A 25,341-nucleotide genomic window follows, 5' to 3' on the forward strand; every position below is an offset into this window, starting at 1 on the left:
TTTTGTGAGTATTCGTTTTTCAATCGCCGTCATGGCCATCGCCACGCTGGCTGGCTGCGCCAGCGACCCGCTACCGACCGAGCAGTTCAAGCTGACCGAGCAGGCGCTGGAGCAGGCCAAAGCCGTTGGCGCGGGTGATGATCAGCCCGAGATGGAAGTCGCTCTGGCCCGCTTTGCCGAAGCTCGCGCCTCCATGGCGACCCACGCCTACAAGGACGCGCGCATGAAAGCCGAGCAGGCCGAGCTTGATGCCCGGCTGGCAGAGGCCCGAGTGCTCACCCTCAAGAGTCAGGAGCAGGTCAATCAGTTGAATACCCGCCTCAATCGGTTACGCAAGCAACTGGGAGAGGCACAATGAACCGTCTTCCGCGTGTACTGAGTGTGTGCCTGTTGCTGGGTTCGGCTGGCCTTTACGGGTGTGCCGGTCATCAGGACAGCGGGCAGGCCTTGCAACAGGCCAGTGCCGATTTCCAGAAGGTCAAGGAAGATACCGATGTGTTGCGCAGCGCGCCCAAGGATGTCATTCGCGCTGGCGAATCTCTGGCTCGCGCCGAGCGTCTGTCCAGTTACTTGGGGAGCGGTGCCGATGTCGCTCACTACGCCTACCTCAGCAGCCGCTATAGCGAGATCGCGCGTGAGCACAGCAATCTGATGCTGAGCCAGGAGCGCCTGGCGAAAATGGACATGGAGCGCCAGCGTCTGCAATTGGCGCTGCGTGAAGCCAAGCTGGCCAGCGCCCAGCAGCAGGGGCGTTGGCTGGAAGATCAGATCCTCAGTCTGGCAACCACCGAGACCGATCGCGGGCTGGTCATGACGTTGGGAGATGTGCTGTTCGACGCCGGGCACGCCGAGCTGAAAAGCTCGGCCAGTCGCACCATTCTCAAGGTTGTGCAGTTCTTGCAGATCAATCCGCGTCGAGTGGTCCGGATCGAGGGGTATACCGACAGCACAGGTGACCGTCAGGAGAATCTGAAGCTGTCGAAGGATCGTGCACAAGCGGTCGCAGACGTTCTGATGGACCTGGGTGTCGACGAAAAACGTATCCATGTCGAGGGCTATGGTCAGCAGTTCCCGGTGAACGCTAACGCCTCCGAGCGAGGGCGCGCGCAAAATCGCCGTGTGGAAATTGTTTTTTCCGATGAAAAAGGTCAGTTAGGCGCAGCGCGCTGATAAAGACCTCTCAAAAAGCCCGACGCCGGAAACGGCCTCGGGCTTTTTTGGCTTTAAAGGCTTTGCATATGGCGTTTTCAGCCGCGTTTATTTTCATGCAGAGGTCGCGATCGCTGGCTTGAATGTAAACTGTTCCCGTACACTTCTGGACTGTGCCGGTTATTCCGTATCTGTATTTTTAAAAACAATAAATCACCGGTCTTTTCGAGGCTGTGTCATGACCAATCTCTTGCTCTACCAGCGTATCGCTCAGCAGTTGGCCGAAGACATCCGCCGTGGTGTGTATCAGCCCGGCGAGCGTGTGCCGTCCGTTCGCAAAATGAGTTCGCAGCTCAACGTCAGCCATGCGACGGTGTTGCAGGCTTACGCGAACCTTGAAGACCAGGGGCTGATCCGGGCGCGTCCTCAATCCGGCTACTACGTCCATCAAACGCCCGCGCTGACAGCTTCGACCCCGGATATCGCGCGGGTCGAGCGGCCTGGTCTGGTCACGCGCAGCAGCATCATCCAGCAAGTGCTCGAAGAATCCCGCCGCGAGGGCGTGTTCGCCCTGGGTGCCGCTGTGCCTCATGTGGACTACCTGCCGGTGCGCGCGCTGCATCAGCAACTGGCGAAAGTGACGCGTTTTCACAGCCCGCGGGCCTTCAGCTATATGTTCAGTCCGGGTTTCGAGCCGCTGCGCAGGCAGGTCGCCATCCGTATGCGCGACGCTGGTGTGGTGGTCGACCCGTCCGAGGTGGTGATCACTCATGGTTGCGTGGACGCACTGCAAATGACCCTGCGTGTGCTGACCCGGCCGGGTGACCTGATTGCTGCCGAGTCGCCTGCTTATTACGGATTGTTGCAACTTGCCGATCTGCTGGGCTTGAAAGTGATTGAAATCCCCAGCGATCCGGCCACCGGCATCAGCCTGGAGGCCCTGCAACTGGCGGCCAATCAATGGTCAATCAAGGCACTGGTACTGACTTCACGCTTGAGCAACCCACTGGGCGGCACCATGCCGGAGGAGCGGCAGAAGAACCTCCTGCGTCTGGCCTCGGACTTCGATATTCAGGTGGTTGAAGACGACGTCTATGGCGAGTTGATGTTCGAAGTCGGGAGGACCAAGGCGCTCAAGGCGTTCGATCGGCTGGGGAGGGTGATTTACTGTTCCAGCTTTTCCAAGACCCTGTCGCCGGGTGTACGCATCGGCTGGATCATTGCTGGCAAATATCAGGCAGAAATTCAACGTTTGCAGACTTTCAGCACGCACTCTGCATGCAGTGTCACGCAAATGGCAGTCGCCGCGTACCTCGAAAACGGTGGCTACGATCGGCACTTGCGTTTCATTCGCCTGGAATACCGCAAGAATCTCAGCGCCTTCCAGCTGGCGGTGCAGCAGTTCTTCCCTGAGGGCACGCAGATGAGTCGCCCTGCGGGTGGGTTCATTCTGTGGGTGAGTCTGCCGGGCCGGGTCAATACTCAGGAACTGCATGTTCGCGCGCTGGAGCAGGGTATCAGTATCGCGCCAGGGTTGATCTTCAGTAATACCGAGCAGTTCAATCATTGCATTCGCCTCAACTGCGGGATGCCTTGGAACAAAGAGGCTGAGCGGGCACTGATGACGCTGGGTATTCTGGCCAAGCAGTTGTGTCAGGAAGCGGTACATGTGTACTGAGTTGTAAAGATTTTTTGTCAATTGTTTTGAACTCTTGGCTTGTCAGGTTGGCCTCAAAAGCACAGCATGTGTTTCTTTTCCGGCTATTTGCCACTGTCTTGTCTGACTTTTTGCCTATGAATGTTTTTCGCTGTCTGGGATTGCTTGTCGTCGTGCTTCTGAGTGGTTGTGATGCTCAGGATCCTCCTGTGCCCAAGTCCAAAACCGAGGCGGTTATTACTGCCCCGGTCTCGCCTGAAGTGCACTTGAAGACCGAGGCACCTGTGGAGGCGGTGGCGACGGATGCAAAACAGATAAAGGCACCCGATACCATGCATCAGTTGATGCCGGGTGTCCCGGTGGTGCCGGTAGTGGTGGGCAAGGAAAAATCACAACCATCAGCGCCTCCGGTGGCCAAGGCGGCAGTCTCTGAAAAGTCGCCGTCGAAAGTAGTGGCGGCCAAGGCGCCTGTCAGCAAGCGCAAGAACGCCAAAGACGCCAAAACGGCCAGTGCCAAGGATGTGCGCATCAAGTCGCCAAAGCTCGACCTGAGTTTGCCGCCCGAGCTTGTCAAGGAGCTGGACCCGCCCGCCAATGTGATTACCAGCAAGCGCAAGCCGATATTGCCGCAGATGTTCAGCGACAAGGGGTCTTCGGCCAATCCGGGCCCCTTTGAGCTTGAAGGTCGATTGCTGACCAACGAAATGCAATTGCAGATGCGCAACGAAAACCGTCGTGATGTCGAAGGTGCTGCACTGGATTTCAAATTCAAGCAGTAAGCCCTGCCTATCGTCCGATACAGCGTTTTCAAACAGATGTTTTGACGGTTAATATCCTTCCTCTTTTTCTATTTTTCAGTAAGGGTGTCTGGTCATGGACTGCCGTTCCGATTGTGGTGCGTGCTGCATAGCGCCTTCCATCACGTCTCCCATACCCGGCATGCCTGAGGGAAAACCTGCAGGTGAGCGATGCCTGCACTTGTCGGTCGAGTTTCTGTGCGCCTTGTTCGGCAGGCCCGAGCGACCTGCGGTATGCAGTCAGTTCAAGGCGGCGGAAGATGTTTGCGGAGTCGATCGGGCGGATGCCATTCGCCTTATTGGTTGGTGGGAAAAAGCTACTGCAGTGGCATGAAAGGGCTGTTTTTGAGCGCAAGTGCTTTGTCGGAACTTCAAAACAAGGAATAAAACAATGAGTCCGCTGTATCGCATGGCTGTTGCTTGTGGTTTTACTGTAATGCTTGCTGGAACGGCACAGGCTGACGACTGGAAAGTGGTCAAGAACGAGGATGGCATCAAGGTTTCGTTGAGTGACGTGCCTGGGTCCGACTACAAGGCCTACCAGGGCATTGCGCTGATCAATGCCAGCGTGAGCAAGCTGCGTGCGCTTCAAGAGGATGTTGCCGGGGCCTGCGCCTGGATTCATGAGTGCAAGTTGCAGAAGATACTCAAGCACGAAGGTAACAAGACCTGGACTTACAGCCAGTTCAATACGCCCTGGCCGGTGACGCCCCGTGACTCGGTGTTGTTGATCACCACTCAGGAGGGGGCTGACGGCAGTATTACCCGGAATCTTGAGGAGCAGCCCAAGTACGTTCCCGAGGAAAAGGGTTTCGTGCGTGTGACCGAGGTCAAGGGGTTCTGGAAGATGGTGCCCAAGGGGCCAAACCAGACCGAGGTGACTTATCAGGTTCACACCGAGCCCGGTGGTAGCGTGCCATCGATGCTGGCCAACAAGTTTGTTGTCGACGCGCCGTTCAACACGCTGAAAGCGCTCAGAGAGCGGGCCGCGCAAACGCAATAATCCTGCAGTATGCAGTACGCACAAAAAAGGGCTGCCAGTGGCAGCCCTTTGTTTTTGCGTGTAACGCTTACTTGCGGTCTTGCAGGGCGACGATGTCGCGTTGCACATTGCCGGTGTAGAGCTGGCGAGGACGACCGATCTTGTAAGGGCTGGAGAGCATTTCTTTCCAGTGCGAAATCCAGCCGACGGTCCGCGCCAGAGCGAAGATTACGGTGAACATGCTGGTCGGAATGCCGATAGCCTTGAGGATAATGCCCGAGTAGAAGTCGACGTTCGGGTACAGCGAGCGCTCGATGAAGTATGGGTCGGTCAGGGCGATCTCTTCGAGGCGCATGGCCAGTTCGAGTTGAGGATCGTTGGTGATGCCCAGCTCTTTCAGTACTTCGTCACAGGTCTGCTTCATTACGGTGGCGCGCGGGTCACGGTTCTTGTAGACGCGGTGACCGAAGCCCATGAGCTTGAACGGATCGTTCTTGTCCTTGGCCTTGGCGATGAACTTGTCAATGTTCGACACGTCACCGATTTCATCCAGCATGGTCAGTACCGCTTCGTTGGCGCCGCCGTGTGCCGGGCCCCACAGCGCGGCGATGCCGGCAGCGATACAGGCAAACGGGTTGGCACCCGAAGAGCCTGCCATACGTACAGTGGACGTCGAGGCGTTCTGCTCGTGGTCGGCGTGAAGGATGAAGATCTTGTCCATCGCCTTGGCCAGCACCGGGCTGATCGGTTTGATCTCGCACGGGGTGTTGAACATCATGTGCAGGAAGTTTTCGGCGTAGCTGAGGTCGTTGCGCGGGTACATCATGGGCTGACCCATGGAGTACTTGTAGACCATCGCTGCCAGGGTCGGCATCTTGGCGACCAGGCGTACAGCAGAAATCTCGCGGTGCTGCGGATTATTGATGTCCAGCGAGTCGTGGTAGAACGCTGACAGGGCGCCGACTACGCCGCACATGACGGCCATCGGGTGGGCATCGCGACGAAAGCCGTTGAAGAAGGTCTTGAGTTGCTCGTGAACCATCGTGTGGTTCTTGACTACGGCCACGAACTGGGCTTTCTGTTCGGCGGTCGGCAGTTCGCCGTTGAGCAGCAGGTAGCAGGTTTCGAGGTAATCGGACTGCTCGGCCAGTTGTTCGATCGGGTAGCCGCGGTGCAGCAGAATGCCATTGTCACCATCAATGTAGGTGATCTTCGAATCGCAAGAGGCCGTGGACATGAAGCCAGGGTCAAATGTGAAGCGGCCGGTGGCGGTCAGGCCGCGTACGTCGATCACGTCCGGACCCACTGTACCGGTCAGAATTGGCAGCTCGACGGGGGCAGCGCCCTCGATGATCAACTGCGCTTTTTTGTCAGCCATGTGGCCTCCTATTTATGCTTCAAATCATCAGACAGGCCCCCCACGCAGGGCCCGCATCACTATAGTGAGATAAATTCTAAAGTCAATTTGCCTAAAGTCGTGTTCCGCAAGGGCTCGCTGTGGATTTTTTCAAGCTGTTTCCTGCCATTTACGCCTTTTGTCCCGGCAACGCAATGCGCCATTGGCGGTAAGTCTGCGCGTTGTCATTAGTAACCTAACTGTCTATACTCGGCGTCCGACCGCCAAAGGCTTTTTGGCCTGTTTCAAGGGGGTCGTCACTTCCTGGGTGGTGGGTACCTGACCAGTGCACTTCCCAACAACTTGCCCTGATTGTTAGGGGCTCTTCAGTGTGAAAAAAAGCCGTGAATAGCCAACGACCTGTAAATCTAGACCTAAGGACCATCAAGCTCCCAGTCACCGCTTACACGTCCATCCTTCACCGCATCTCCGGTGTCATCCTCTTTGTCGGTATTGCAATCATGCTGTATGCAATGGACAAGTCGCTGGCGTCCGAAGAAGGCTTCGGTGAAGTCAAGGCGTGTCTGACCAGCCCGCTGGCCAAGCTGATCATCTGGGGGCTTCTGTCTGCCCTGCTGTATCACATGGTGGCCGGTATCCGTCACCTCATCATGGACTCCGGGGTAGGCGAGACGCTCGAAGGCGGCAAGCTGGGCTCCAAAATCGTTATCGCGGTTTCCGTGGTACTGATTCTTCTGGCGGGAGTATGGATATGGTAACCAACGTCACCAACCTTTCGCGTTCGGGCCTCTATGACTGGATGGCTCAGCGTGTTTCTGCGGTCGTGCTCGCGGCTTATTTCATATTCCTGATCGGATACATGGTCTTTCATCCGGGTCTGAGTTACGCCCAATGGCATGATCTGTTCGCACACAACGGAATGCGTATCTTCAGTCTGCTGGCTCTCGTTGCCCTTGGCGCTCACGCCTGGGTCGGCATGTGGACCATCGCGACCGACTACCTGACGCCGATGGCGCTGGGCAAGTCCGCCACTGCAGTACGTTTTCTGTTTCAGGCGGTATGCGGCGTTCTGATGTTCGCCTACTTCGTCTGGGGCGTGCAGATTCTTTGGGGTATCTGATTCATGGCTAACATAAATTCGCTTTCCTTCGACGCCATCATCATTGGTGGTGGCGGTGCCGGTATGCGCGCTGCTCTGCAGCTCGCTCAGGGTGGTCACAAGACTGCCGTGGTCACCAAGGTGTTCCCGACACGCTCGCACACCGTTTCTGCCCAGGGTGGCATCACCTGCGCAATTGCCTCTGCCGATCCGAACGATGACTGGCGCTGGCACATGTACGATACCGTCAAGGGTTCCGACTATATCGGTGACCAGGACGCTATCGAATACATGTGTTCCGTAGGCCCTGAAGCTGTTTTCGAACTCGAGCACATGGGTCTGCCGTTCTCCCGTACCGAACAGGGTCGCATCTACCAGCGTCCGTTTGGCGGTCAGTCCAAGGACTTCGGCAAGGGCGGTCAGGCTGCACGTACCTGTGCTGCTGCCGACCGTACCGGTCACGCACTGCTGCACACCCTGTATCAGGCCAACCTCAAGGCTGGCACCGTATTCCTCAACGAATACTACGGCGTGGATCTGGTCAAGAATCAGGACGGTGCCTTTGTCGGCATCATCGCCATCTGCATTGAAACCGGCGAAACTTCCTACATCCGTGCCAACGCTACCGTGCTGGCAACCGGCGGTGCAGGTCGTATCTACTCTTCGACCACCAACGCCCTGATCAATACCGGTGACGGTATCGGTATGGCACTGCGCGCCGGTGTCCCGGTTCAGGACATCGAAATGTGGCAGTTCCACCCGACCGGCATTGCCGGTGCAGGTGTACTGGTCACCGAAGGCTGCCGTGGTGAGGGCGGTTACCTGATCAATAAGCACGGCGAGCGTTTCATGGAGCGTTATGCTCCTAACGCCAAGGACCTTGCAGGTCGTGACGTGGTTGCGCGCTCCATGGTCAAGGAAATCATTGCCGGTAACGGCTGCGGTCCGGATGGCGACCATGTAATGCTCAAGCTCGATCACCTGGGCGAAGAAGTGTTGCACAGCCGTTTGCCAGGCATTATGGAGTTGTCCAAGACCTTCGCTCACGTCGACCCTGCAACAGCGCCGATTCCGGTAGTTCCTACCTGCCATTACATGATGGGCGGCGTTGCCACCAACATTCATGGTCAGGCGATCACTCAGGACGCCGCCGGTGTCGATCAGATCATTCCGGGTCTGTTCGCGGTAGGTGAAGTGGCTTGCGTATCGGTTCACGGTGCCAACCGTCTGGGCGGCAACTCGTTGCTCGATCTGGTGGTGTTCGGTCGCGCTGCGGGTATCCACCTGGAGAAAGCGCTGAGCGAAGGTATCGACTACGCCCGTGCCTCCGAGTCCGACATCGATGCTGCGCTGGCACGCGTTGCCGGCCTGAACGAGCGCACTACCGGCGAAGACGTCGCCACGCTGCGTAAAGAGCTGCAAAGCTGCATGCAGAACTACTTCGGTGTGTTCCGCACCGGCGAATACATGCAGAAGGGTATTGCTCAGCTGGCTGACCTGCGCGTGCGTATCGCCAACGTCAAGATCAATGACAAGAGCCAGGCATTCAATACCGCCCGTATCGAAGCGCTTGAACTGCAAAACCTGCTGGAAGTTGCCGAAGCCACGGCGATCGCCGCAGAGCATCGTAAAGAGTCCCGCGGCGCTCACGCCCGTGAAGACTTTGAAGATCGCGATGACGAGAACTGGTTGTGCCACACCCTGTATTTCCCGGGTGACAAGCGCGTGACCAAACGTGCCGTGAACTTCTCGCCGAAGACTGTTCCGACTTTTGAACCCAAGATTCGGACTTATTAAGGGGTGGCCGATATGTTGCAAGTCAGTGTTTATCGTTACAACCCTGAGCAGGACGCCGCGCCGTTCATGCAGGAGTTTCAGGTCGATACCGGTGGCAAGGACCTGATGGTGCTGGACGTGCTCGCCCTGGTCAAAGAACAGGATCAAGGGTTCTCTTATCGTCGCTCATGCCGCGAAGGCGTGTGCGGTTCCGATGGCATGAACATCAATGGCAAGAACGGTCTGGCCTGTATCACGCCGCTGTCTGCCGTTGTTGCCAAGAACAAGCTGATCGTACGTCCGCTGCCTGGTTTGCCGGTCATTCGTGACCTGGTCGTCGATATGAGCATCTTCTACAAGCAGTACGAGAAGGTGAAGCCGTTCCTGCAGAATGACACGCCGGCTCCGGCCATCGAACGTCTGCAAACTCCGGAAGAGCGCGAAAAGCTCGATGGTCTGTACGAGTGCATTCTGTGCGCTTGCTGCTCGACTTCCTGCCCGTCCTTCTGGTGGAACCCCGACAAGTTCCTGGGTCCTGCTGCGCTGCTGCAAGCCTACCGTTTCCTGGCTGACAGCCGTGACACCCGCACCAATGAACGTCTGGCTTCGCTTGATGACCCGTTCAGCGTGTTCCGCTGCCGCGGCATCATGAACTGCGTCAACGTGTGCCCGAAAGGCCTTAACCCAACCAAGGCTATCGGTCACGTGCGCAACATGTTGTTGCAAAGCGGCGTCTGATTCATCGTTTTATCTGTTACACCGTTGCACTGAAGTGGCTGCGGCGCAGGCTTCAACCGGCGCCGTAGTTTTAACCTGAGCAGCAGCTCGCAAAGCTGCCGCTCTTATTTTGAAGAAATGAGACCAGCAGGGGCATCCGGGCTGGTACCCGGACTATCTGCGTGATCCCTGGTGACTTGATACAGTCGCTGCACACGACTATTTCAGGATTGCTCTGGTGTCTTCGCCGGTGGTGTCCCCTTACCGAGGGTGACCAAGCATGCAAGAAAGCGTGATGCAGCGCATGTGGAACAGTGCCCACCTATCCGGTGGTAACGCTGCCTATGTGGAAGAGCTCTATGAGCTTTACCTGCACGACCCTAACGCTGTGCCAGAAGAATGGCGCACCTACTTTCAGAAGTTGCCAGCAGACGGCAGCTCTGCCACTGATGTATCGCACTCGACTATTCGCGATCATTTCGTGTTGCTGGCCAAAAACCAGCGCCGCGCTCAACCGGTGTCCGCCGGCAGTGTGAGCAGCGAGCACGAGAAGAAGCAGGTTGAAGTGCTGCGACTGATCCAGGCGTATCGGATGCGTGGCCACCAGGCTGCTCAGCTCGATCCGTTGGGCCTTTGGCAGCGCCCTGCGCCTGCGGATCTGTCGATCAATCATTACGGCTTGACCAATGCCGATCTTGATACGACCTTCCGTGCCGGCGACCTGTTCATCGGCAAAGAGGAAGCGAGCCTACGCGAAATTCATGAAGCGTTGCAGCAGACATATTGTCGCACCATCGGCTCCGAGTTCACTCACATCGTGGATTCCGAGCAGCGCAACTGGTTCATGCAGCGTCTTGAGAGTGTTCGCGGCCGTCCAGCGTTCTCGGCTGATATCCAGAGCCACCTGCTCGAGCGTGTCACCGCAGCCGAAGGTCTCGAGAAGTATCTGGGTACCAAATATCCGGGTACCAAGCGCTTCGGTCTGGAAGGTGGCGAAAGCCTGATCCCGATGCTCGACGAGCTGATTCAGCGTTCCGGGTCCTATGGCACCAAGGAAGTCGTGATCGGTATGGCCCACCGCGGCCGCCTCAACGTACTGGTCAACACCTTTGGCAAGAACCCGCGCGACCTGTTCGACGAGTTCGAAGGCAAGAAAAAAGTGGAACTGGGTTCCGGTGACGTCAAATATCACCAGGGTTTCTCTTCCAACGTCATGACCGCAGGCGGTGAGGTTCACCTTGCCATGGCATTCAACCCGTCTCACCTGGAGATCGTTTCTCCGGTGGTCGAGGGGTCGGTGCGTGCGCGTCAGGATCGTCGCAACGATCCTAACGGTGACAAGGTTCTGCCGATTTCCCTCCACGGCGACGCGGCCTTTGCCGGTCAGGGCGTGGTCATGGAAACCTTCCAGATGTCGCAGACCCGCGGCTTCAAGACGGGCGGCACGATCCACATCGTCATCAACAACCAGGTGGGCTTCACCATCAGCAACCCGCTGGACTCGCGTTCGACCGAGTACGCCACCGACGTTGCCAAGATGATCCAGGCGCCGATCCTCCATGTAAATGGTGATGATCCGGAAGCCGTGATGTTCGTGACCCAGCTGGCGATCGATTACCGCATGCAGTTCAAGCGCGATATCGTGATCGATCTGGTCTGCTACCGTCGTCGTGGTCACAACGAAGCTGACGAGCCGAGTGGCACTCAGCCTCTGATGTATCAGCAGATCACCAAGCAGCGCACCACCCGTGAGCTGTATGCCGAGCATCTGATCAAGACCGGCATTCTCGATGAAGCCCGTGTTCAGGCCAAGGTCGATGATTACCGCAGCGCGCTGGACAATGGTCTGCACGTAGTGAAAAGCCTGGTCAAGGAGCCGAACAAGGAGTTGTTCGTCGACTGGCGTCCTTATCTGGGCCACGCCTGGACTGCGCGTCACGACACTCGCTTCGACCTCAAGACCCTGCAGGAGCTGTCCGCCAAGCTGATGGAACTGCCTGAAGGCTTCGTCGTGCAGCGTCAGGTTCAGAAGATCTACGAAGACCGTCAGAAGATGCAGGCCGGTGGCTTGCCGATCAACTGGGGTTACGCCGAAACCATGGCATACGCCACGCTGGCGTTCGAAGGTCACCCGATCCGTATGACAGGGCAGGACATCGGTCGCGGTACGTTCTCGCACCGCCACGCCGTACTGCACAACCAGAAAGACGCCGGGACCTATATCCCGCTGCAGAATCTGTACTCCGGTCAGCCGCGTTTCGACCTGTACGACTCGTTCCTGTCGGAAGAGGCCGTGCTGGCATTCGAATACGGTTACTCGACCACCCAGCCGGATGCACTGGTTATCTGGGAAGCGCAGTTCGGCGACTTCGCCAACGGTGCCCAGGTGGTTGTCGACCAGTTCATCACCAGCGGTGAACACAAGTGGGGCCGTCTGTGCGGTCTGACCATGCTGTTGCCTCACGGCTACGAAGGGCAGGGGCCAGAGCACTCGTCGGCACGTCTTGAGCGTTACCTGCAATTGTGTGCCGAGCACAACATTCAGGTGTGCGTACCAACGACTCCGGCGCAGATCTACCATTTGCTGCGTCGTCAGGTCATCCGCCCGCTGCGCAAGCCGCTGATCGTGCTGACTCCCAAGTCGTTGCTGCGTCACAAACTGGCTGTTTCGACCCTGGAAGATCTGGCCGAAGGCTCGTTCCAGACCGTCATTCCGGAAATCGATACCCTCGATCCGGCCAAGGTCACGCGTCTGGTGCTGTGCAGCGGCAAGGTTTACTACGACCTGCTGGAAAAACGCCGTGCCGAAGGGCGTGAAGACATCGCCATCGTTCGTCTCGAGCAGCTGTACCCGTTCCCTGAAGACGACCTGATGGAAACCATCGCGCCGTACACCAACCTGCAGCATGTGGTCTGGTGTCAGGAAGAACCGATGAACCAGGGTGCCTGGTACAGCAGTCAGCACCATCTGCGCCGCAGCATGGGCAACCACAAACGTGAACTCGTTCTCGAGTACGCCGGTCGTGACGCCTCTGCCGCTCCAGCCTGTGGTTACGCTTCGATGCACGCCGAGCAGCAGGAAAAACTGTTGCAAGATGCCTTCACTGTTTAACGCCTTCGAGCATTAGAAACCGAATTAAGGAATTACAGATAATGGCTATCGAGATCAAAGCCCCCTCTTTCCCGGAATCCGTTGCCGATGGCACCATTTCCAAGTGGTACAAAAAAGAGGGTGATGCGGTAAAACGGGACGAGATGCTGGTCGACATCGAGACTGACAAGGTTGTCCTGGAAGTATTGGCCGAAGCTGACGGCGTGATGGGCTCGATCACCAAGGAAGAGGGCGCTATCGTCCTCTCCAACGAAGTGCTTGGCACTTTGAATGATGGTGCCACGGCATCTGCTGCTCCAGCACCTGCTGCTGCGCCTGCCTCGGCACCTGCCGCTGCACCGGCTGCCGCTGGCGAAGAAGACCCGATTGCCGCGCCTGCTGCGCGTCAACTCGCTGAGGAAAACGGCATCAACCTGGCGAGCGTCAAGGGCACCGGTAAAGACGGCCGTATCACCAAGGAAGACGTGGTCGCTGCCGTTGAAGCGAAGAAATCCGCTCCAGCCGCTGCTCCTGCCGCCAAACCTGCTGCCGCTGCCGCACCGGTTGTCGCTGCTGGCGACCGTACCGAGAAGCGCGTGCCGATGACCCGTGTACGTGCAACCGTTGCCAAGCGTCTGGTCGAAGCCCAGTCGAACATGGCCATGCTGACCACGTTCAACGAAGTCGACATGACCGAAGTCATGGCACTGCGTTCGAAGTACAAGGACCTCTTCGAGAAGTCGCACAACGGCGTACGTCTGGGCTTCATGTCGTTCTTCGTCAAGGCTGCTACCGAGGCGCTGAAGCGCTTCCCGGCTGTCAACGCGTCGATCGACGGCTCCGACATCGTCTACCACGGCTACGCCGACGTCGGTGTTGCAGTGTCCAGCGACCGTGGTCTGGTTGTACCGGTTCTGCGTAACGCCGAGCACATGAGCCTGGCTGAAATCGAAGGCGGCATCGCCACCTTCGGCAAGAAAGCCCGTGATGGCAAACTGTCCATCGACGAGATGACCGGCGGCACCTTCACGATCACTAATGGTGGTACTTTCGGTTCGATGATGTCGACGCCGATCGTCAACCCGCCACAGGCTGCAATTCTGGGCATGCACAACATTCTTCAGCGCCCGATGGCAGTCAACGGTCAGGTAGTGATTCGTCCGATGATGTATCTGGCACTGTCGTACGATCACCGTTTGATTGACGGCAAGGAAGCGGTAACCTTCCTCGTGACCATCAAGAACCTGCTGGAAGATCCGGCTCGTCTGTTGCTGGATATCTGATGAGGCAGTCCTGGGTTGCACGCTTCGAGCTTCAAGTCAGAAGTGAAAAAGCGTGCAGCCGGGGCTGGTGTGTTTCACCTGATTAATAGGTCGCAAGTCGTTTTTGCCTGATCGCGGATCGACTTGCAGCTTGCAGCTAAAAGCTCGCAGCTAAAGAGGAACTCTTTGTTATGTCCCAGAAATTCGACGTGGTAGTGATTGGCGCAGGCCCTGGCGGTTATGTTGCCGCCATCAAGGCTGCGCAACTTGGTCTCAAGACTGCCTGCATCGAGAAGTACCAGGACAAGGAGGGCAAACTGGCCCTCGGTGGTACCTGCCTCAACGTTGGTTGCATTCCTTCCAAGGCGCTGCTCGACAGCTCCTGGAAGTTCTATGAAGCCAAGAACGGCTTCAGCGTGCACGGCATCTCGACATCTGAAGTGAATATCGATGTGCCGGCCATGATCGGTCGCAAGTCGACTATCGTCAAAGGCCTGACCGGCGGCGTTGCCAGCCTGTTCAAAGCCAATGGCGTGACCACTCTGCAAGGCCACGGCAAACTGCTGGCTGGCAAGAAGGTCGAGCTGACGGCTGCCGACGGCACCGTTGAAATCATCGAAGCGGACCATGTGATTCTGGCTTCGGGCTCGCGTCCTATCGACATTCCGCCAGCTCCGGTTGATCAGAAAGTCATCGTCGACTCGACCGGTGCTCTGGAATTCCAACAGGTTCCACAGCGTCTGGGCGTCATCGGCGCTGGCGTGATCGGTCTGGAGCTGGGTTCTGTATGGGCTCGCCTTGGCGCCAAGGTCACTGTTCTGGAAGCACTGGACAAGTTCATTCCGGCGGCCGACGAAGCAGTTTCCAAGGAAGCGCTGAAAACCTTTACCAAGCAAGGTCTGGACATCAAGCTGGGTGCTCGCGTGACCGGTTCCAAGGTCGAAGGCGAAGAAGTGGTGGTCAGCTACACCGACGCCGCTGGCGAGCAGTCGATTACCTTTGATCGTCTGATTGTTGCCGTTGGCCGTCGTCCCGTGACCACTGACCTGCTGGCATCGGACAGCGGCGTTGATCTGGACGAGCGCGGTTTCATCTACGTTGATGACTACTGCACCACCAGCGTTCCTGGCGTATACGCCATCGGTGACGTGGTGCGTGGCTTGATGCTGGCACACAAGGCGTCGGAAGAAGGCATCATGGTTGTCGAGCGCATCAAGGGCCACAAGGCTCAGATGAACTACAACCTGATCCCGTCGGTTATCTATACCCACCCGGAAATCGCCTGGGTCGGCAAGACCGAGCAGACGCTCAAGGCCGAAGGCGTTGAAGTCAATGTCGGTACGTTCCCGTTCGCGGCCAGCGGCCGTGCCATGGCAGCCAACGACACCGGCGGCTTCGTCAAGATCATTGCCGATGCCAAGACTGACCGCGTACTGGGTGTTCACGTTATTGGTCCAAGCGCTGCCGAGCTGGTACAGCAGGGCGCAATCGCGATGGAATTCGGTAGCAGCGCAGAAGACATCGGCATGATGGTCTTCTCGCACCCGACCCTGTCCGAAGCGCTGCATGAAGCTGCACTGGCTGTGAATGGCGGCGCCATCCATATCCAGAATCGCAAGAAACGCTAAGACAACAAGAGAAACCACGGCGCAGTGCCCGTCGTTGGCCTTGCAAGCAGGGCTTACCGCGGAATCTGCGCCGGACTCGACCTCTCAGGCGGCTTCACGAGTGTCCCACGGCACTTGCGGAGTCCACCCGGAGTAGCGGTCACAGGTGGTGCGGCACGCTGACGTGCAGCACCGAATGCGCAGTACCTAAACGAAGACGGTAATAAGCATGAATCTTCACGAGTATCAGGGTAAGCAGCTGTTCGCTGAGTACGGCCTGCCAGTATCCAAGGGTTACGCGGTAGACACCCCGGAAGCAGCAGCAGAAGCCTGCGACAAGATCGGCGGAACCGAGTGGGTCGTCAAAGCCCAGGTTCACGCAGGTGGTCGCGGTAAAGCGGGCGGCGTAAAGCTGGTTCGCAGCAAGGAAGACGCTGCAGCGTTCGCCCAACAGTGGTTGGGCAAGCGCCTGGTGACTTACCAGACTGACGCCAATGGTCAGCCAGTGACCAAGATCCTGGTCGAATCGTGCACCGACATCGCCAAAGAGCTGTATCTGGGCGCTGTGGTCGATCGTTCCAGCCGTCGTATCGTGTTCATGGCTTCCACCGAAGGTGGCGTGGACATCGAGAAGATCGCTCACGACACTCCTGAAAAGATTCTCAAGGCCACGATTGACCCACTGGTCGGCGCTCAGCCGTTCCAGGGTCGCGATCTGGCATTCCAGCTGGGTCTGGAAGGCAAGCAGGTCACTCAGTTCGCCAAGATCTTCACCGGTCTGGCCAAGCTGTTCCAGGACCACGACCTGGCCCTGCTGGAAGTGAACCCGCTGGTGATCAAGGCTGACGGCGATCTGCACTGCCTGGACGCCAAGATCAACATCGACGCCAACGCCATGTACCGTCAGCCAAAGCTGAAGGGCTTCCACGATCCTTCGCAGGACGATCCTCGCGAAGCTCACGCCGCCAAGTTCGAACTGAACTACGTTGCGCTGGAAGGCAACATCGGTTGCATGGTCAACGGTGCTGGCCTGGCCATGGGTACCATGGACATCGTCAACCTGCATGGCGGCAAGCCTGCAAACTTCCTTGACGTTGGCGGCGGTGCCACCAAGGAGCGCGTTACCGAAGCGTTCAAGATCATCCTGTCCGACGCTAACGTCGCTGCAGTACTGGTCAACATCTTCGGCGGCATCGTTCGTTGCGACATGATTGCCGAAGGCATCATCGGTGCAGTGAAAGAAGTCGGCGTGAAAATCCCGGTTGTTGTTCGCCTTGAAGGTAACAACGCTGAACTGGGCGCTAAAGTACTGGCAGAAAGCGGTTTGAACATCATCGCTGCGACCAGCCTGACCGACGCTGCTCAACAAGTTGTCAAAGCCGCGGAGGGCAAGTAATGAGCGTCCTGATCAATAAAGACACCAAGGTTATCTGCCAGGGTTTCACTGGTTCGCAAGGTACCTTCCACTCCGAGCAAGCCATTGCCTACGGCACCAAAATGGTTGGCGGCGTGACTCCGGGCAAGGGCGGCACCACGCACCTGAACCTGCCAGTGTTCAACACTGTGAAAGAAGCCGTAGACACCACTGGCGCTACTGCCAGCGTCATCTACGTTCCGGCTCCTTTCTGCAAGGATTCCATCCTTGAAGCAGCGTTCGGCGGCATCAAGCTGATCGTCTGCATCACCGAAGGCATCCCGACCATCGACATGCTGGAAGCCAAGGTCAAGTGCGACGAGCTGGGTGTGGTCCTGATCGGCCCTAACTGCCCAGGCGTCATCACTCCGGGCGAGTGCAAGATCGGCATCATGCCAGGTCACATTCACTTGCCAGGCAAAGTAGGCATCGTGTCGCGTTCCGGCACCCTGACCTACGAAGCTGTGAAGCAGACCACTGACGCCGGTTTCGGTCAGTCCACCTGTGTAGGTATCGGTGGTGACCCGATCCCTGGTTCGAACTTCATCGATATCCTGAAGCTGTTCCAGGAAGACCCGAAGACCGAGGCGATCGTCATGATCGGCGAGATCGGCGGTTCGGCTGAAGAAGAAGCCGCTGCCTACATCAAGGCGCACGTGACCAAGCCGGTTGTTTCCTACATCGCTGGTGTGACTGCTCCTCCGGGCAAGCGCATGGGCCATGCCGGTGCAATCATCTCGGGTGGTAAAGGTACTGCAGACGAGAAATTCGCTGCACTGCAGGACGCTGGTGTAAAAACCGTGCGCTCCCTGGCAGACATCGGCAAGGCCCTAGCCGAGCTGACTGGCTGGCCAACCAAGTAAGCTTCACTGTTTGCTGATCAGGTAAGCTCGCTTGCCTGATTCGAGCAATCGACAAAAGCCACCTTCGGGTGGCTTTTGTTTGGGCGCCTGAAAAGGTTCGCCTTACCCGGTCTGGTTCACCTGGACCTCTCATTGCCGGCATTTCCAACTGTCTGGGGCTTTCCATCCGCCAACAAACGGTGCGTCGTCGGCTGTCGCGCCCTGAGACAGTGCATTTTCGGTCGAAGTTGGCTACCCTGTCCGCCGTTTTTGCGTTGCCCTCACGAGGGGCGTTTCGCAAGGTACTGCCACGTCTTACGCCGACGGGCTGCGTCTGCCCCATTCATGGGTGACGTCCCATCCCTTATTTCGATTCCGTGTGGTCCCTCGTAATGAAAGTGTTGAAAGGCCAGGACATCCTGGCACTCGGTTTTATGACATTTGCCCTGTTTGTCGGGGCTGGCAATATCATCTTCCCACCTATTGTCGGCCTGCAGGCCGGGCCACATGTCTGGATGGCGGCGCTGGGCTTTCTGGTCACGGCGGTCGGGCTGCCGGTCGTTACGGTGATTGCTCTGGCCAGGGTAGGGGGAGCAATGGATGCCCTGAGCAGCCCGATCGGCAAGATTGCCGGCGGGGCGCTCGCCGCAGTCTGCTATCTGGCGGTCGGCCCGTTGTTTGCGACCCCGCGTACCGCGACGGTCTCGTTTGAAGTCGGCCTGGCACCTCTGACCGGTGACACTCCAGTCGCGTTGTTCCTCTACAGCCTGGTGTATTTTCTGGTGGTGTTCTGGGTTTCGCTGTACCCGGGGCGCTTGCTCGACACGGTCGGGCGCTTTCTGGCACCGCTCAAGATTATCGCCCTGGCAGTGTTGGGGATCGCGGCATTCGCATTACCCGCAGGCGGAATAGGCGAGGCTGAGCCCGCCTATGCCGCTGCGCCGTTTTCCCAGGGTTTCATCAATGGTTATCTGACCATGGACACCCTTGGGGCGCTGGTCTTCGGGATTGTCATCGTCAATGCCATCCGCTCTCGTGGTGTCGAGTCACCGCGTCTGATCACGCGCTACGCGATCATTGCCGGGCTCATTGCCGGTGTCGGGCTGGCGCTGGTGTATGTCAGCCTGTTTCGCCTGGGTTCCGGCAGCCATGCGGTCGCGGCAGGCGCAAGCAACGGCGCGGCGGTTCTGCATGCCTACGTGCAGCACACCTTCGGTTCATTGGGCAGCGGTTTTCTCGCCGTGCTGATTTCATTGGCGTGTCTGGTGACAGCGGTAGGCCTGACCTGTGCCTGTGCTGAGTACTTTGCCAAGGTGCTGCCGCTGTCCTACCGGACGTTGGTGATCATCCTGGCGGTGTTCTCGCTGCTGGTATCCAACCTGGGGCTGACCAAGCTGATCCAGTTTTCGATTCCGGTGCTCACCGCCATCTATCCACCGTGCATCGTGCTGGTGGCGCTGAGCTTCTGCAAAGGCCTCTGGCAGAGCCAGGGACGGGTTGTTGCACCGGTGATGCTGGTATCACTCATCTTTGGCCTGATCGATGCGCTGAAGGGTGCCGGTTTTACTGACTATCTGCCGGGTGTTCTGACCAGTCTGCCGCTGAGTGATCAAGGCCTGGCGTGGCTGGTGCCCTCGGTAGTCACGCTGGCGGGCGCTGTGGCCGTTGACAGGCTCATGGGCAAGCGCAGCGAGGCGCTGGCTTGAAGTCGGTACACGATGCAATGTCGAACTGACGTCAGGTGTCAGGTAAGACAAGTTAAATGAAAAAGCCCGCTTTGAGCGGGCTTTTTTAGTTCTGTAAGCGTTTCAGCCTTACTTGGTGGCTGGCGCTGCTTCTGGCGCTTTGTTGGCGTTCTCATTGGTACGCTGCTGAGCGGCTTCAGCGTTCTTCTGAGCGGCTTCCTGGCTTTCCTTGGCCGCGTCATTCACTTTTTCCTGAGCCTTTTCCATCGACTCCTGGGACTGCTGAGCTGCCTTGTTGGCATCTTGCTGAGTGTTTTCGGACTTTTTGTCACAGGCGGCAAGGCCCAGGGTGGCAGAAAGCATCAAGGCATAGGCTAAAGATTTACGCATGGGGTGTTTCTCCTTATTGAGTGTTCACGAGGCTAAGAGCCTGCGCTCGTGAGTTAAGTTCCACCCGTGATGACAATATTGAAAGCCGTTGTTTCGCGGTCGTTACAGGCCGATGGCGCTGTACCGATTGCGGACAGTTCTGGCCAGCCCCCACCAACGCAATGCGTGTGTTATCCGGCGCATGAAACGCGTTCCGCGCATCATTGGCTCTTGAAATCCCCGACCCAGCCCCCACCTTGATGACTACCCGCTGTCACACAGGCTGCTGCCTGACCGTGACGGCTTATACCATCCAGATCGGAGTTTGATGATTATGAGTGTGGAAACTCAAAAGGAAACCCTGGGCTTCCAGACCGAGGTAAAGCAACTGCTGCACCTCATGATCCATTCGCTGTATTCCAACAAGGAAATTTTCCTTCGCGAATTGATCTCGAACGCGTCTGACGCGGTCGACAAATTGCGTTTTGAAGCGTTGTCCAAGCCGGAGCTGCTGGAAGGCGGCGCCGAGCTGAAGATTCGCGTGAGCTTCGACAAGGACGCGAAGACCGTTACCCTTGAAGACAACGGCATCGGTATGAGCCGTGAAGATGTGATCACCCATCTGGGGACCATCGCCAAGTCCGGCACCGCTGACTTCATGAAAAACCTGTCGGGCGACCAGAAGAAGGACTCGCACCTGATCGGTCAGTTCGGCGTGGGTTTCTACTCGGCATTCATCGTTGCCGATCAGGTCGAGGTGTTCAGCCGTCGTGCCGGTTCGCCGTCCAGTGAAGGTGTGCACTGGTCCTCCAAAGGTGAGGGCGAGTTTGAAGTTGCAAACGTCGACAAGGCCGAGCGCGGTACGCGTATCGTTCTGCACCTGAAAAGCGGTGAAGAGGAATTCGCTGACGGCTACCGCCTGCGTAACATCATCAAGAAGTACTCCGACCACATTGCTTTGCCGATCGAGCTGCCCAAAGAGCAGGCTCCGGCAGCCGAGGGCGAGGAGGCACCGGCACCGGAGTGGGAAACCGTCAACCGCGCCAGCGCCCTCTGGACCCGTTCTCGCACCGAGGTGAAGGATGAGGAATATCAGGAGTTCTACAAGCACGTCGCGCACGACTACGAGAACCCGCTGAGCTGGAGCCATAACAAGGTCGAAGGCAAGCTGGAGTACACGTCGCTGCTGTACGTGCCTGCGCGTGCTCCGTTTGATTTGTATCAGCGTGAAGCACCGCGCGGCCTGAAGCTCTATGTGCAGCGCGTCTTCGTCATGGATCAGGCCGAGTCGTTCCTGCCGCTGTACATGCGCTTCATCAAGGGTGTGGTCGACTCCAATGACCTGTCGCTGAACGTCTCCCGCGAAATCCTGCAGAAAGACCCGATCATCGACTCGATGAAGTCGGCGCTGACCAAGCGCGTGCTGGACATGCTCGAGAAACTGGCGAAGAACGAGCCCGAGCAGTACAAGGGCTTCTGGAAAAACTTCGGTCAGGTGCTCAAGGAAGGTCCGGCGGAAGACTTCGCCAACAAGGAAAAGATCGCCGGCTTGCTGCGCTTTGCATCGACCTCCGACGACAGCGGCGAGCAAAGTGTTTCTCTGGCCGATTACCTGGCGCGTGCCAAGGAAGGTCAGGACAAGATTTACTACCTCACTGGCGAATCCTACGCGCAGGTCAAGAACAGCCCGCACCTTGAAGTCTTCCGCAAGAAAGGCATCGAAGTGCTGCTGCTGACCGACCGTATCGACGAGTGGCTGATGAGCTACCTGAGCGATTTCGACGGCAAGGGCTTTGTGGATGTGGCGCGTGGCGACCTTGATCTGGGCAGTCTTGACTCCGAAGAGGACAAGAAGGCTCAGGAAGAGATCGCCAAGGACAAAGAGGGCCTGATCGAGCGCCTGAAAGCGGCGCTCGGTGAGTCTGTAAGCGAAGTGCGGGTTTCCCATCGTCTGACCGATTCACCTGCGATTCTGGCCATTGGCGAGCAGGACATGGGGCTGCAGATGCGTCAGATTCTGGAAGCCAGCGGTCAGAAGGTTCCGGACTCCAAGCCAATCTTCGAATTCAACCCGGCCCACCCGCTGATCGGCAAGCTTGATGCAGAGCAGAGCGAAGAACGCTTCGGCGATCTGTCGCACATCCTGTTCGATCAGGCGGCGCTGGCCGCCGGTGACAGCCTCAAGGATCCAGCCGCGTATGTGCGTCGTCTGAACAAGCTGTTGGTAGAACTGTCGGTTTGATAGCCGGTTGACAAGAAACCCGCCTCGGCGGGTTTTTTGTTTCAGTTCCCGCGACACGTTTTTCATCTCCCTAACGATCAGGAGTCAGTAATGAGCAGCAACATTGAAATTCGTTCTGTGGTCTATCAGATCGATGGCCAGACTTATGAAAGCCGTCTTGCGTACGACCCGAAAGCTAGCGCTGCACAGCCAGGGCTGCTGATGGCGCCTAACTGGATGGGTGTCAGCCAGGGCGCTGAAGATATCGCCAAAGCGGTCGCTGCGAAGGGCTATGTGGTGCTGCTGGCTGACCTTTACGGTCAGCAGATTCGCCCGAGTAACAATGACGAGGCGGGCGCTGCCATGACGCCGCTCAAGAATGATCGCGGTCTTTTGCGTAAGCGTATGCAGGCAGGCCTCGACCAGTTGTTGAGCCAGGCGGATGTGTCTCTGGACTCAAGCAAGATCGCAACATTCGGTTTCTGCTTTGGTGGCTGCTGCTCGCTGGAGCTTGCGCGTACCGGGGCAGAGCTGAAGGCCGCCATTTCGTTCCACGGCACCCTGGACACGCCCAACCCGGCTGATGCGAAGAACATCAAGGGCTCGGTGCTGGTTCTCCACGGCGCGTCGGACCCGCTGGTGCCGAAAGAGCAGTTGCCTGCTTTTGAAGAGGAAATGAACGCCGCTGGTGTGGATTGGCAGCTGCACAGTTACGGTGGGGCATTCCATTCCTTCACCGACCCGCACGCCAATGTTCCCGGCATGATGATGTACGACGCCAAAGTGTCGAGCCGTGCGTTCAAGTCGATGCATGATTTGCTGAAAGAAGTGTTCGGCTGAATGGATACCTATCGCGCCTAGGGCGTGCCGGAGAACACTATCGTGCCCACGCAGAGCGTGAGGAACGAGCGGTGTTCTGAAGATCCATCGTTCCTGCAGGCACACCGGAGAACACTATCGTGCCCATGCTCCGCGTGGGCATGCCGGTCTGGACGCTCTGCGTCCTCTTGCGACGCAGAGCGTCGTGAACTGCATTCACACGCTGGAGCGTGAGGAACGAGCGGTGTTCTGAAGATCCATTGTTCCTGCAGGCACACCGCAGAGCATCATCGTGCCCATGCTCCGCGTGGGCATGCCGGTCTGGACGCTCTGCGTCCTCTTGCGACGCAGAGCGTCGTAAACTGCATTCCCACGCAGTGCGTGAGGAACGAGCGGTGTTCTGAAGATTTATCGTTCCTGCAGGCACACCGCAGAGCATCATCGTGCCCATGCTCCGCATGGGCATGCCGGTCTGAACGCTCTGCGTCCTATTGCGACGCAGAGCGTCGTGAACTGTATTCCCACGCAGAGCGTGAGGAACGAGCGGTGTTCTGAAGATTTATCGTTCCTGCAGATGTACCGAAGAATACTATCGTGCCCATGCTCCGCGTGGGCATGCCGGTCTGGACGCTCTGCGTCCTCTTGCGACGCAGAGCGTCGTGAACTGCATTCCCACGCAGAGCGTGAGGAACGAGCGGTGTTCTGAAGATTTATCGTTCCTGCAGATGTACCGAAGAACACTATCGTGCCCATGCTCCGCGTGGGCATGCCGGTCTGGAGGCTCTGCGTCCTCTTGCGACGCAGAGCGTCGTGAACTGCATTCCCGCACTGGAGCGTGAGAAACGATAGGTGTTCTGAAGATCCATCGTTCCTGCAGGCACACCGCAGAGCATCATCGTGCCCATGCTCCGCGTGGGCATGCCGGTCTGGACGCTCTGCGTCCTCTTGCGACGCAGAGCGTCGTGAACTGCATTCCCACGCTGGAGCGTGAGGAACGAGCGGTGTTCTGAAGATCCATCGTTCCTGCAGGCACACCGCAGAGCATCCTCGTGCCCATGCTCCGCGTGGGCATGCCGGTCTGGACGCTCTGCGTCCTCTTGCGACGCAGAGCGTCGTGAACTGCATTCCCGCACTGGAGCGTGAGAAACGATAGGTGTTCTGAAGATCCATCGTTCCTGCAGGTACACCGGAGAACAACAGCCACTTTGGCCTGTTCACAAAAAAGGCGCCTCGAAAGGCGCCTTTTTGTTTGTCGCAAAAGCAGTATTACTTGCCCGCCCAGCGCTTCAACACCAGCGTAGCGTTGGTGCCACCGAAGCCGAAGCTGTTGCTCATGACCAGGTCGATCTTCGCATCTTCCTGGGTCTTGAGCAGGATAGGCATGTCGGCAACCACCGGGTCCAGCTCGTCGATGTTAGCCGAACCTGCTATGAAGTTGTTTTCCATCATCAGCAGGCAATAGATCGCTTCGTGAACACCGGCGGCACCCAGCGAGTGGCCCGACAGGCTCTTGGTGGAGCTGATCGCCGGAGCGTTGGCGCCGAATACTTCGCGCACGCCTTCCATTTCCTTGGCGTCGCCGACCGGGGTCGAGGTGCCGTGGGTGTTGATGTAGTCAATGTCGCCGGAGTTGATATCACCCAGGGCCATCTGCATGCAGCGAATTGCACCTTCACCGCTTGGCGCAACCATGTCGTAGCCGTCGGATGTAGCACCGTAGCCGACGATTTCAGCATAGATTTTCGCGCCGCGTGCCAGAGCGTGTTCCAGCTCTTCGACGACAACCATGCCGCCGCCACCGGCAATGACGAAACCGTCACGCTTGGCGTCGTAGGCACGGGAGGCTTTTTCCGGCGTCTCGTTGTACTGAGTGGACAGTGCGCCCATTGCGTCGAACAGGAACGACTGGCTCCAGTGCTCTTCTTCGCCGCCACCGGCAAAGACGATGTCCTGTTTGCCCAGCTGGATCTGCTCGACAGCGTTGCCGATGCAGTGAGCGCTGGTGGCACAGGCGGACGAAATTGAGTAGTTCACGCCCTTGATCTTGAACGGCGTGGCGAGGCAGGCCGAAACGGTGCTGCCCATGGTCCGCGTGACACGGTAAGGACCGACGCGCTTGACGCCTTTTTCGCGCAGGGTATCCAGCGCTTCCATCTGGTTCAGGGTCGATGCGCCGCCGCTGCCAGCGATCAGGCCGGTACGCACGTTGGAAACCTGTTCCTCGGTAAGACCCGAATCGGTGATTGCGTCTTTCATCGCCAGGTAGGCATAAGCTGCCGCATGACCGACGAAGCGAAAGATCTTGCGATCGATCAGCTCTTCCAGATTCAGGTCGATGGAGCCGGAAACCTGGCTGCGCAGACCCATTTCGGCATATTCCGGGTTGAAGCGGATGCCAGGGCGGTTAGCACGCAGGTTAGCGGTGACGGTGTCTTTGTCATTGCCCAAGCAGGAAACAATACCCAGACCAGTGATAACGACGCGGCGCATGCGAGTA

21 protein-coding genes are annotated in these 25,341 nt (G+C 57.8%); 18 read left to right on the plus strand and 3 right to left on the minus strand.

The features are described from left to right. Positions 1-4: 4 nt before the first annotated feature. The 6 genes from KP808_RS09255 (at position 5) to KP808_RS09280 (ending at position 4,606) form a co-directional block, all read left to right on the plus strand. Positions 5-358, plus strand: coding sequence for a DUF4398 domain-containing protein (locus tag KP808_RS09255; protein WP_004658957.1), 354 nt, complete (start codon positions 5-7; stop codon positions 356-358). Then, entirely contained in the window at positions 355-1,170 is an 816-nt protein-coding gene (locus KP808_RS09260; protein WP_011168312.1) for an OmpA family protein, read from the plus strand. The genes KP808_RS09255 and KP808_RS09260 overlap by 4 nt, the downstream gene beginning before the upstream one ends. A 217-nt stretch (positions 1,171-1,387) precedes the next feature. Further along, the gene (locus KP808_RS09265) at positions 1,388-2,827 is read left to right on the plus strand and encodes an aminotransferase-like domain-containing protein (protein ID WP_002552970.1); all 1,440 of its coding nucleotides are present in this window, start codon (positions 1,388-1,390) and stop codon (positions 2,825-2,827) included. Between the two features lie 116 nt (positions 2,828-2,943). Next, positions 2,944-3,585, plus strand: coding sequence for a translation initiation factor 2 (locus KP808_RS09270; protein WP_326839560.1), 642 nt, complete (start codon positions 2,944-2,946; stop codon positions 3,583-3,585). A 94-nt stretch (positions 3,586-3,679) separates the two neighbouring features. Beyond that, on the plus strand, positions 3,680-3,937 hold the full coding sequence (locus KP808_RS09275; protein WP_230018223.1) for a YkgJ family cysteine cluster protein: 258 nt from the start codon (positions 3,680-3,682) through the stop codon (positions 3,935-3,937). Positions 3,938-3,994: 57 nt separating this feature from the next. Beyond that, complete coding sequence (locus KP808_RS09280) at positions 3,995-4,606, plus strand: START domain-containing protein (RefSeq protein ID WP_122258717.1); 612 nt, start codon at positions 3,995-3,997, stop codon at positions 4,604-4,606. 67 nt (positions 4,607-4,673) lie between these two features. On the opposite strand, the gene gltA is transcribed toward KP808_RS09280, so the two are convergent. Continuing rightward, complete coding sequence (gene gltA, locus KP808_RS09285) at positions 4,674-5,963, minus strand: citrate synthase (protein WP_002552974.1); 1,290 nt, start codon at positions 5,961-5,963, stop codon at positions 4,674-4,676. A gap of 362 nt (positions 5,964-6,325) precedes the next feature. Between gltA and sdhC the strand changes: the two genes are divergently transcribed. The 10 genes from sdhC (at position 6,326) to brnQ (ending at position 19,456) form a co-directional block, all read left to right on the plus strand. After that, positions 6,326-6,700: a succinate dehydrogenase, cytochrome b556 subunit gene (sdhC, locus tag KP808_RS09290; RefSeq protein WP_002552975.1), complete on the plus strand. Its 375-nt coding sequence runs from the start codon at positions 6,326-6,328 to the stop codon at positions 6,698-6,700. Beyond that, positions 6,694-7,062 (plus strand): succinate dehydrogenase, hydrophobic membrane anchor protein, encoded by a 369-nt coding sequence (gene sdhD / locus KP808_RS09295; RefSeq protein ID WP_003382006.1) that lies wholly within the window; start codon positions 6,694-6,696, stop codon positions 7,060-7,062. Before sdhC ends, sdhD begins: the two co-directional genes overlap by 7 nt. A gap of 3 nt (positions 7,063-7,065) precedes the next feature. Further along, positions 7,066-8,838 carry a succinate dehydrogenase flavoprotein subunit gene (sdhA, locus tag KP808_RS09300; protein ID WP_002552976.1) on the plus strand — a complete coding sequence of 591 codons (1,773 nt, stop codon included), beginning with the start codon at positions 7,066-7,068 and terminating at the stop codon, positions 8,836-8,838. 12 nt (positions 8,839-8,850) lie between these two features. After that, positions 8,851-9,555, plus strand: coding sequence for a succinate dehydrogenase iron-sulfur subunit (locus KP808_RS09305; RefSeq protein WP_004658943.1), 705 nt, complete (start codon positions 8,851-8,853; stop codon positions 9,553-9,555). A gap of 259 nt (positions 9,556-9,814) precedes the next feature. Then, entirely contained in the window at positions 9,815-12,646 is a 2,832-nt protein-coding gene (locus KP808_RS09310; RefSeq protein ID WP_058400463.1) for a 2-oxoglutarate dehydrogenase E1 component, read from the plus strand. A 41-nt stretch (positions 12,647-12,687) separates the two neighbouring features. Continuing rightward, entirely contained in the window at positions 12,688-13,908 is a 1,221-nt protein-coding gene (gene odhB / locus KP808_RS09315) for a 2-oxoglutarate dehydrogenase complex dihydrolipoyllysine-residue succinyltransferase (RefSeq protein ID WP_044323471.1), read from the plus strand. A gap of 170 nt (positions 13,909-14,078) precedes the next feature. After that, positions 14,079-15,515 (plus strand): dihydrolipoyl dehydrogenase, encoded by a 1,437-nt coding sequence (gene lpdA / locus KP808_RS09320; protein ID WP_230018225.1) that lies wholly within the window; start codon positions 14,079-14,081, stop codon positions 15,513-15,515. A gap of 208 nt (positions 15,516-15,723) precedes the next feature. After that, a complete protein-coding gene (gene sucC / locus KP808_RS09325) occupies positions 15,724-16,890 on the plus strand; it encodes an ADP-forming succinate--CoA ligase subunit beta (protein ID WP_003316561.1) in 1,167 nt (388 codons plus the stop codon). Continuing rightward, on the plus strand, positions 16,890-17,771 hold the full coding sequence (gene sucD / locus KP808_RS09330; protein ID WP_003316562.1) for a succinate--CoA ligase subunit alpha: 882 nt from the start codon (positions 16,890-16,892) through the stop codon (positions 17,769-17,771). Before sucC ends, sucD begins: the two co-directional genes overlap by 1 nt. Before the next feature lie 371 nt (positions 17,772-18,142). Then, positions 18,143-19,456, plus strand: coding sequence for a branched-chain amino acid transport system II carrier protein (gene brnQ / locus KP808_RS09335; RefSeq protein WP_058409237.1), 1,314 nt, complete (start codon positions 18,143-18,145; stop codon positions 19,454-19,456). A gap of 108 nt (positions 19,457-19,564) precedes the next feature. Here the strand turns inward: brnQ and KP808_RS09340 are convergent, their stop codons facing one another. Next, positions 19,565-19,825, minus strand: a complete 261-nt coding sequence (locus tag KP808_RS09340; RefSeq protein ID WP_002552985.1) for a lipoprotein — start codon at positions 19,823-19,825, stop codon at positions 19,565-19,567. A 313-nt stretch (positions 19,826-20,138) separates the two neighbouring features. Here KP808_RS09340 and htpG point away from each other — a divergent pair, with 313 nt between their 5' ends. Beyond that, entirely contained in the window at positions 20,139-22,046 is a 1,908-nt protein-coding gene (gene htpG / locus KP808_RS09345) for a molecular chaperone HtpG (RefSeq protein ID WP_058409236.1), read from the plus strand. 90 nt (positions 22,047-22,136) lie between these two features. Further along, positions 22,137-22,865, plus strand: a complete 729-nt coding sequence (locus KP808_RS09350) for a dienelactone hydrolase family protein (protein WP_058400467.1) — start codon at positions 22,137-22,139, stop codon at positions 22,863-22,865. A 1,245-nt stretch (positions 22,866-24,110) separates the two neighbouring features. On the opposite strand, the gene fabB is transcribed toward KP808_RS09350, so the two are convergent. After that, positions 24,111-25,334 carry a beta-ketoacyl-ACP synthase I gene (fabB, locus tag KP808_RS09355; protein ID WP_058400468.1) on the minus strand — a complete coding sequence of 408 codons (1,224 nt, stop codon included), beginning with the start codon at positions 25,332-25,334 and terminating at the stop codon, positions 24,111-24,113. Positions 25,335-25,341 lie beyond the last annotated feature (7 nt).

The sequence above is a fragment of the Pseudomonas savastanoi genome, assembly GCF_020917325.1.
Taxonomy (GTDB): Bacteria; Pseudomonadota; Gammaproteobacteria; order Pseudomonadales; family Pseudomonadaceae; genus Aquipseudomonas; species Aquipseudomonas amygdali.

What these genes read in the sequence shown, in the direction of transcription:
- KP808_RS09260 (WP_011168312.1), top strand. Translation starts at nt 355, where the DNA reads ATGAACCGTCTTCCGCGTGTACTGAGTGTGTGCCTGTTGCTGGGTTCG.
- KP808_RS09265 (WP_002552970.1), top strand. Translation starts at nt 1,388, where the DNA reads ATGACCAATCTCTTGCTCTACCAGCGTATCGCTCAGCAGTTGGCCGAA.
- KP808_RS09270 (WP_326839560.1), top strand. Translation starts at nt 2,944, where the DNA reads ATGAATGTTTTTCGCTGTCTGGGATTGCTTGTCGTCGTGCTTCTGAGT.
- KP808_RS09275 (WP_230018223.1), top strand. Translation starts at nt 3,680, where the DNA reads ATGGACTGCCGTTCCGATTGTGGTGCGTGCTGCATAGCGCCTTCCATC.
- KP808_RS09280 (WP_122258717.1), top strand. Translation starts at nt 3,995, where the DNA reads ATGAGTCCGCTGTATCGCATGGCTGTTGCTTGTGGTTTTACTGTAATG.
- gltA (WP_002552974.1), bottom strand. Translation starts at nt 5,963, where the DNA reads ATGGCTGACAAAAAAGCGCAGTTGATCATCGAGGGCGCTGCCCCCGTC.
- sdhD (WP_003382006.1), top strand. Translation starts at nt 6,694, where the DNA reads ATGGTAACCAACGTCACCAACCTTTCGCGTTCGGGCCTCTATGACTGG.
- sdhA (WP_002552976.1), top strand. Translation starts at nt 7,066, where the DNA reads ATGGCTAACATAAATTCGCTTTCCTTCGACGCCATCATCATTGGTGGT.
- KP808_RS09305 (WP_004658943.1), top strand. Translation starts at nt 8,851, where the DNA reads ATGTTGCAAGTCAGTGTTTATCGTTACAACCCTGAGCAGGACGCCGCG.
- KP808_RS09310 (WP_058400463.1), top strand. Translation starts at nt 9,815, where the DNA reads ATGCAAGAAAGCGTGATGCAGCGCATGTGGAACAGTGCCCACCTATCC.
- odhB (WP_044323471.1), top strand. Translation starts at nt 12,688, where the DNA reads ATGGCTATCGAGATCAAAGCCCCCTCTTTCCCGGAATCCGTTGCCGAT.
- lpdA (WP_230018225.1), top strand. Translation starts at nt 14,079, where the DNA reads ATGTCCCAGAAATTCGACGTGGTAGTGATTGGCGCAGGCCCTGGCGGT.
- sucC (WP_003316561.1), top strand. Translation starts at nt 15,724, where the DNA reads ATGAATCTTCACGAGTATCAGGGTAAGCAGCTGTTCGCTGAGTACGGC.
- sucD (WP_003316562.1), top strand. Translation starts at nt 16,890, where the DNA reads ATGAGCGTCCTGATCAATAAAGACACCAAGGTTATCTGCCAGGGTTTC.
- brnQ (WP_058409237.1), top strand. Translation starts at nt 18,143, where the DNA reads ATGAAAGTGTTGAAAGGCCAGGACATCCTGGCACTCGGTTTTATGACA.
- KP808_RS09340 (WP_002552985.1), bottom strand. Translation starts at nt 19,825, where the DNA reads ATGCGTAAATCTTTAGCCTATGCCTTGATGCTTTCTGCCACCCTGGGC.
- htpG (WP_058409236.1), top strand. Translation starts at nt 20,139, where the DNA reads ATGAGTGTGGAAACTCAAAAGGAAACCCTGGGCTTCCAGACCGAGGTA.
- KP808_RS09350 (WP_058400467.1), top strand. Translation starts at nt 22,137, where the DNA reads ATGAGCAGCAACATTGAAATTCGTTCTGTGGTCTATCAGATCGATGGC.
- fabB (WP_058400468.1), bottom strand. Translation starts at nt 25,334, where the DNA reads ATGCGCCGCGTCGTTATCACTGGTCTGGGTATTGTTTCCTGCTTGGGC.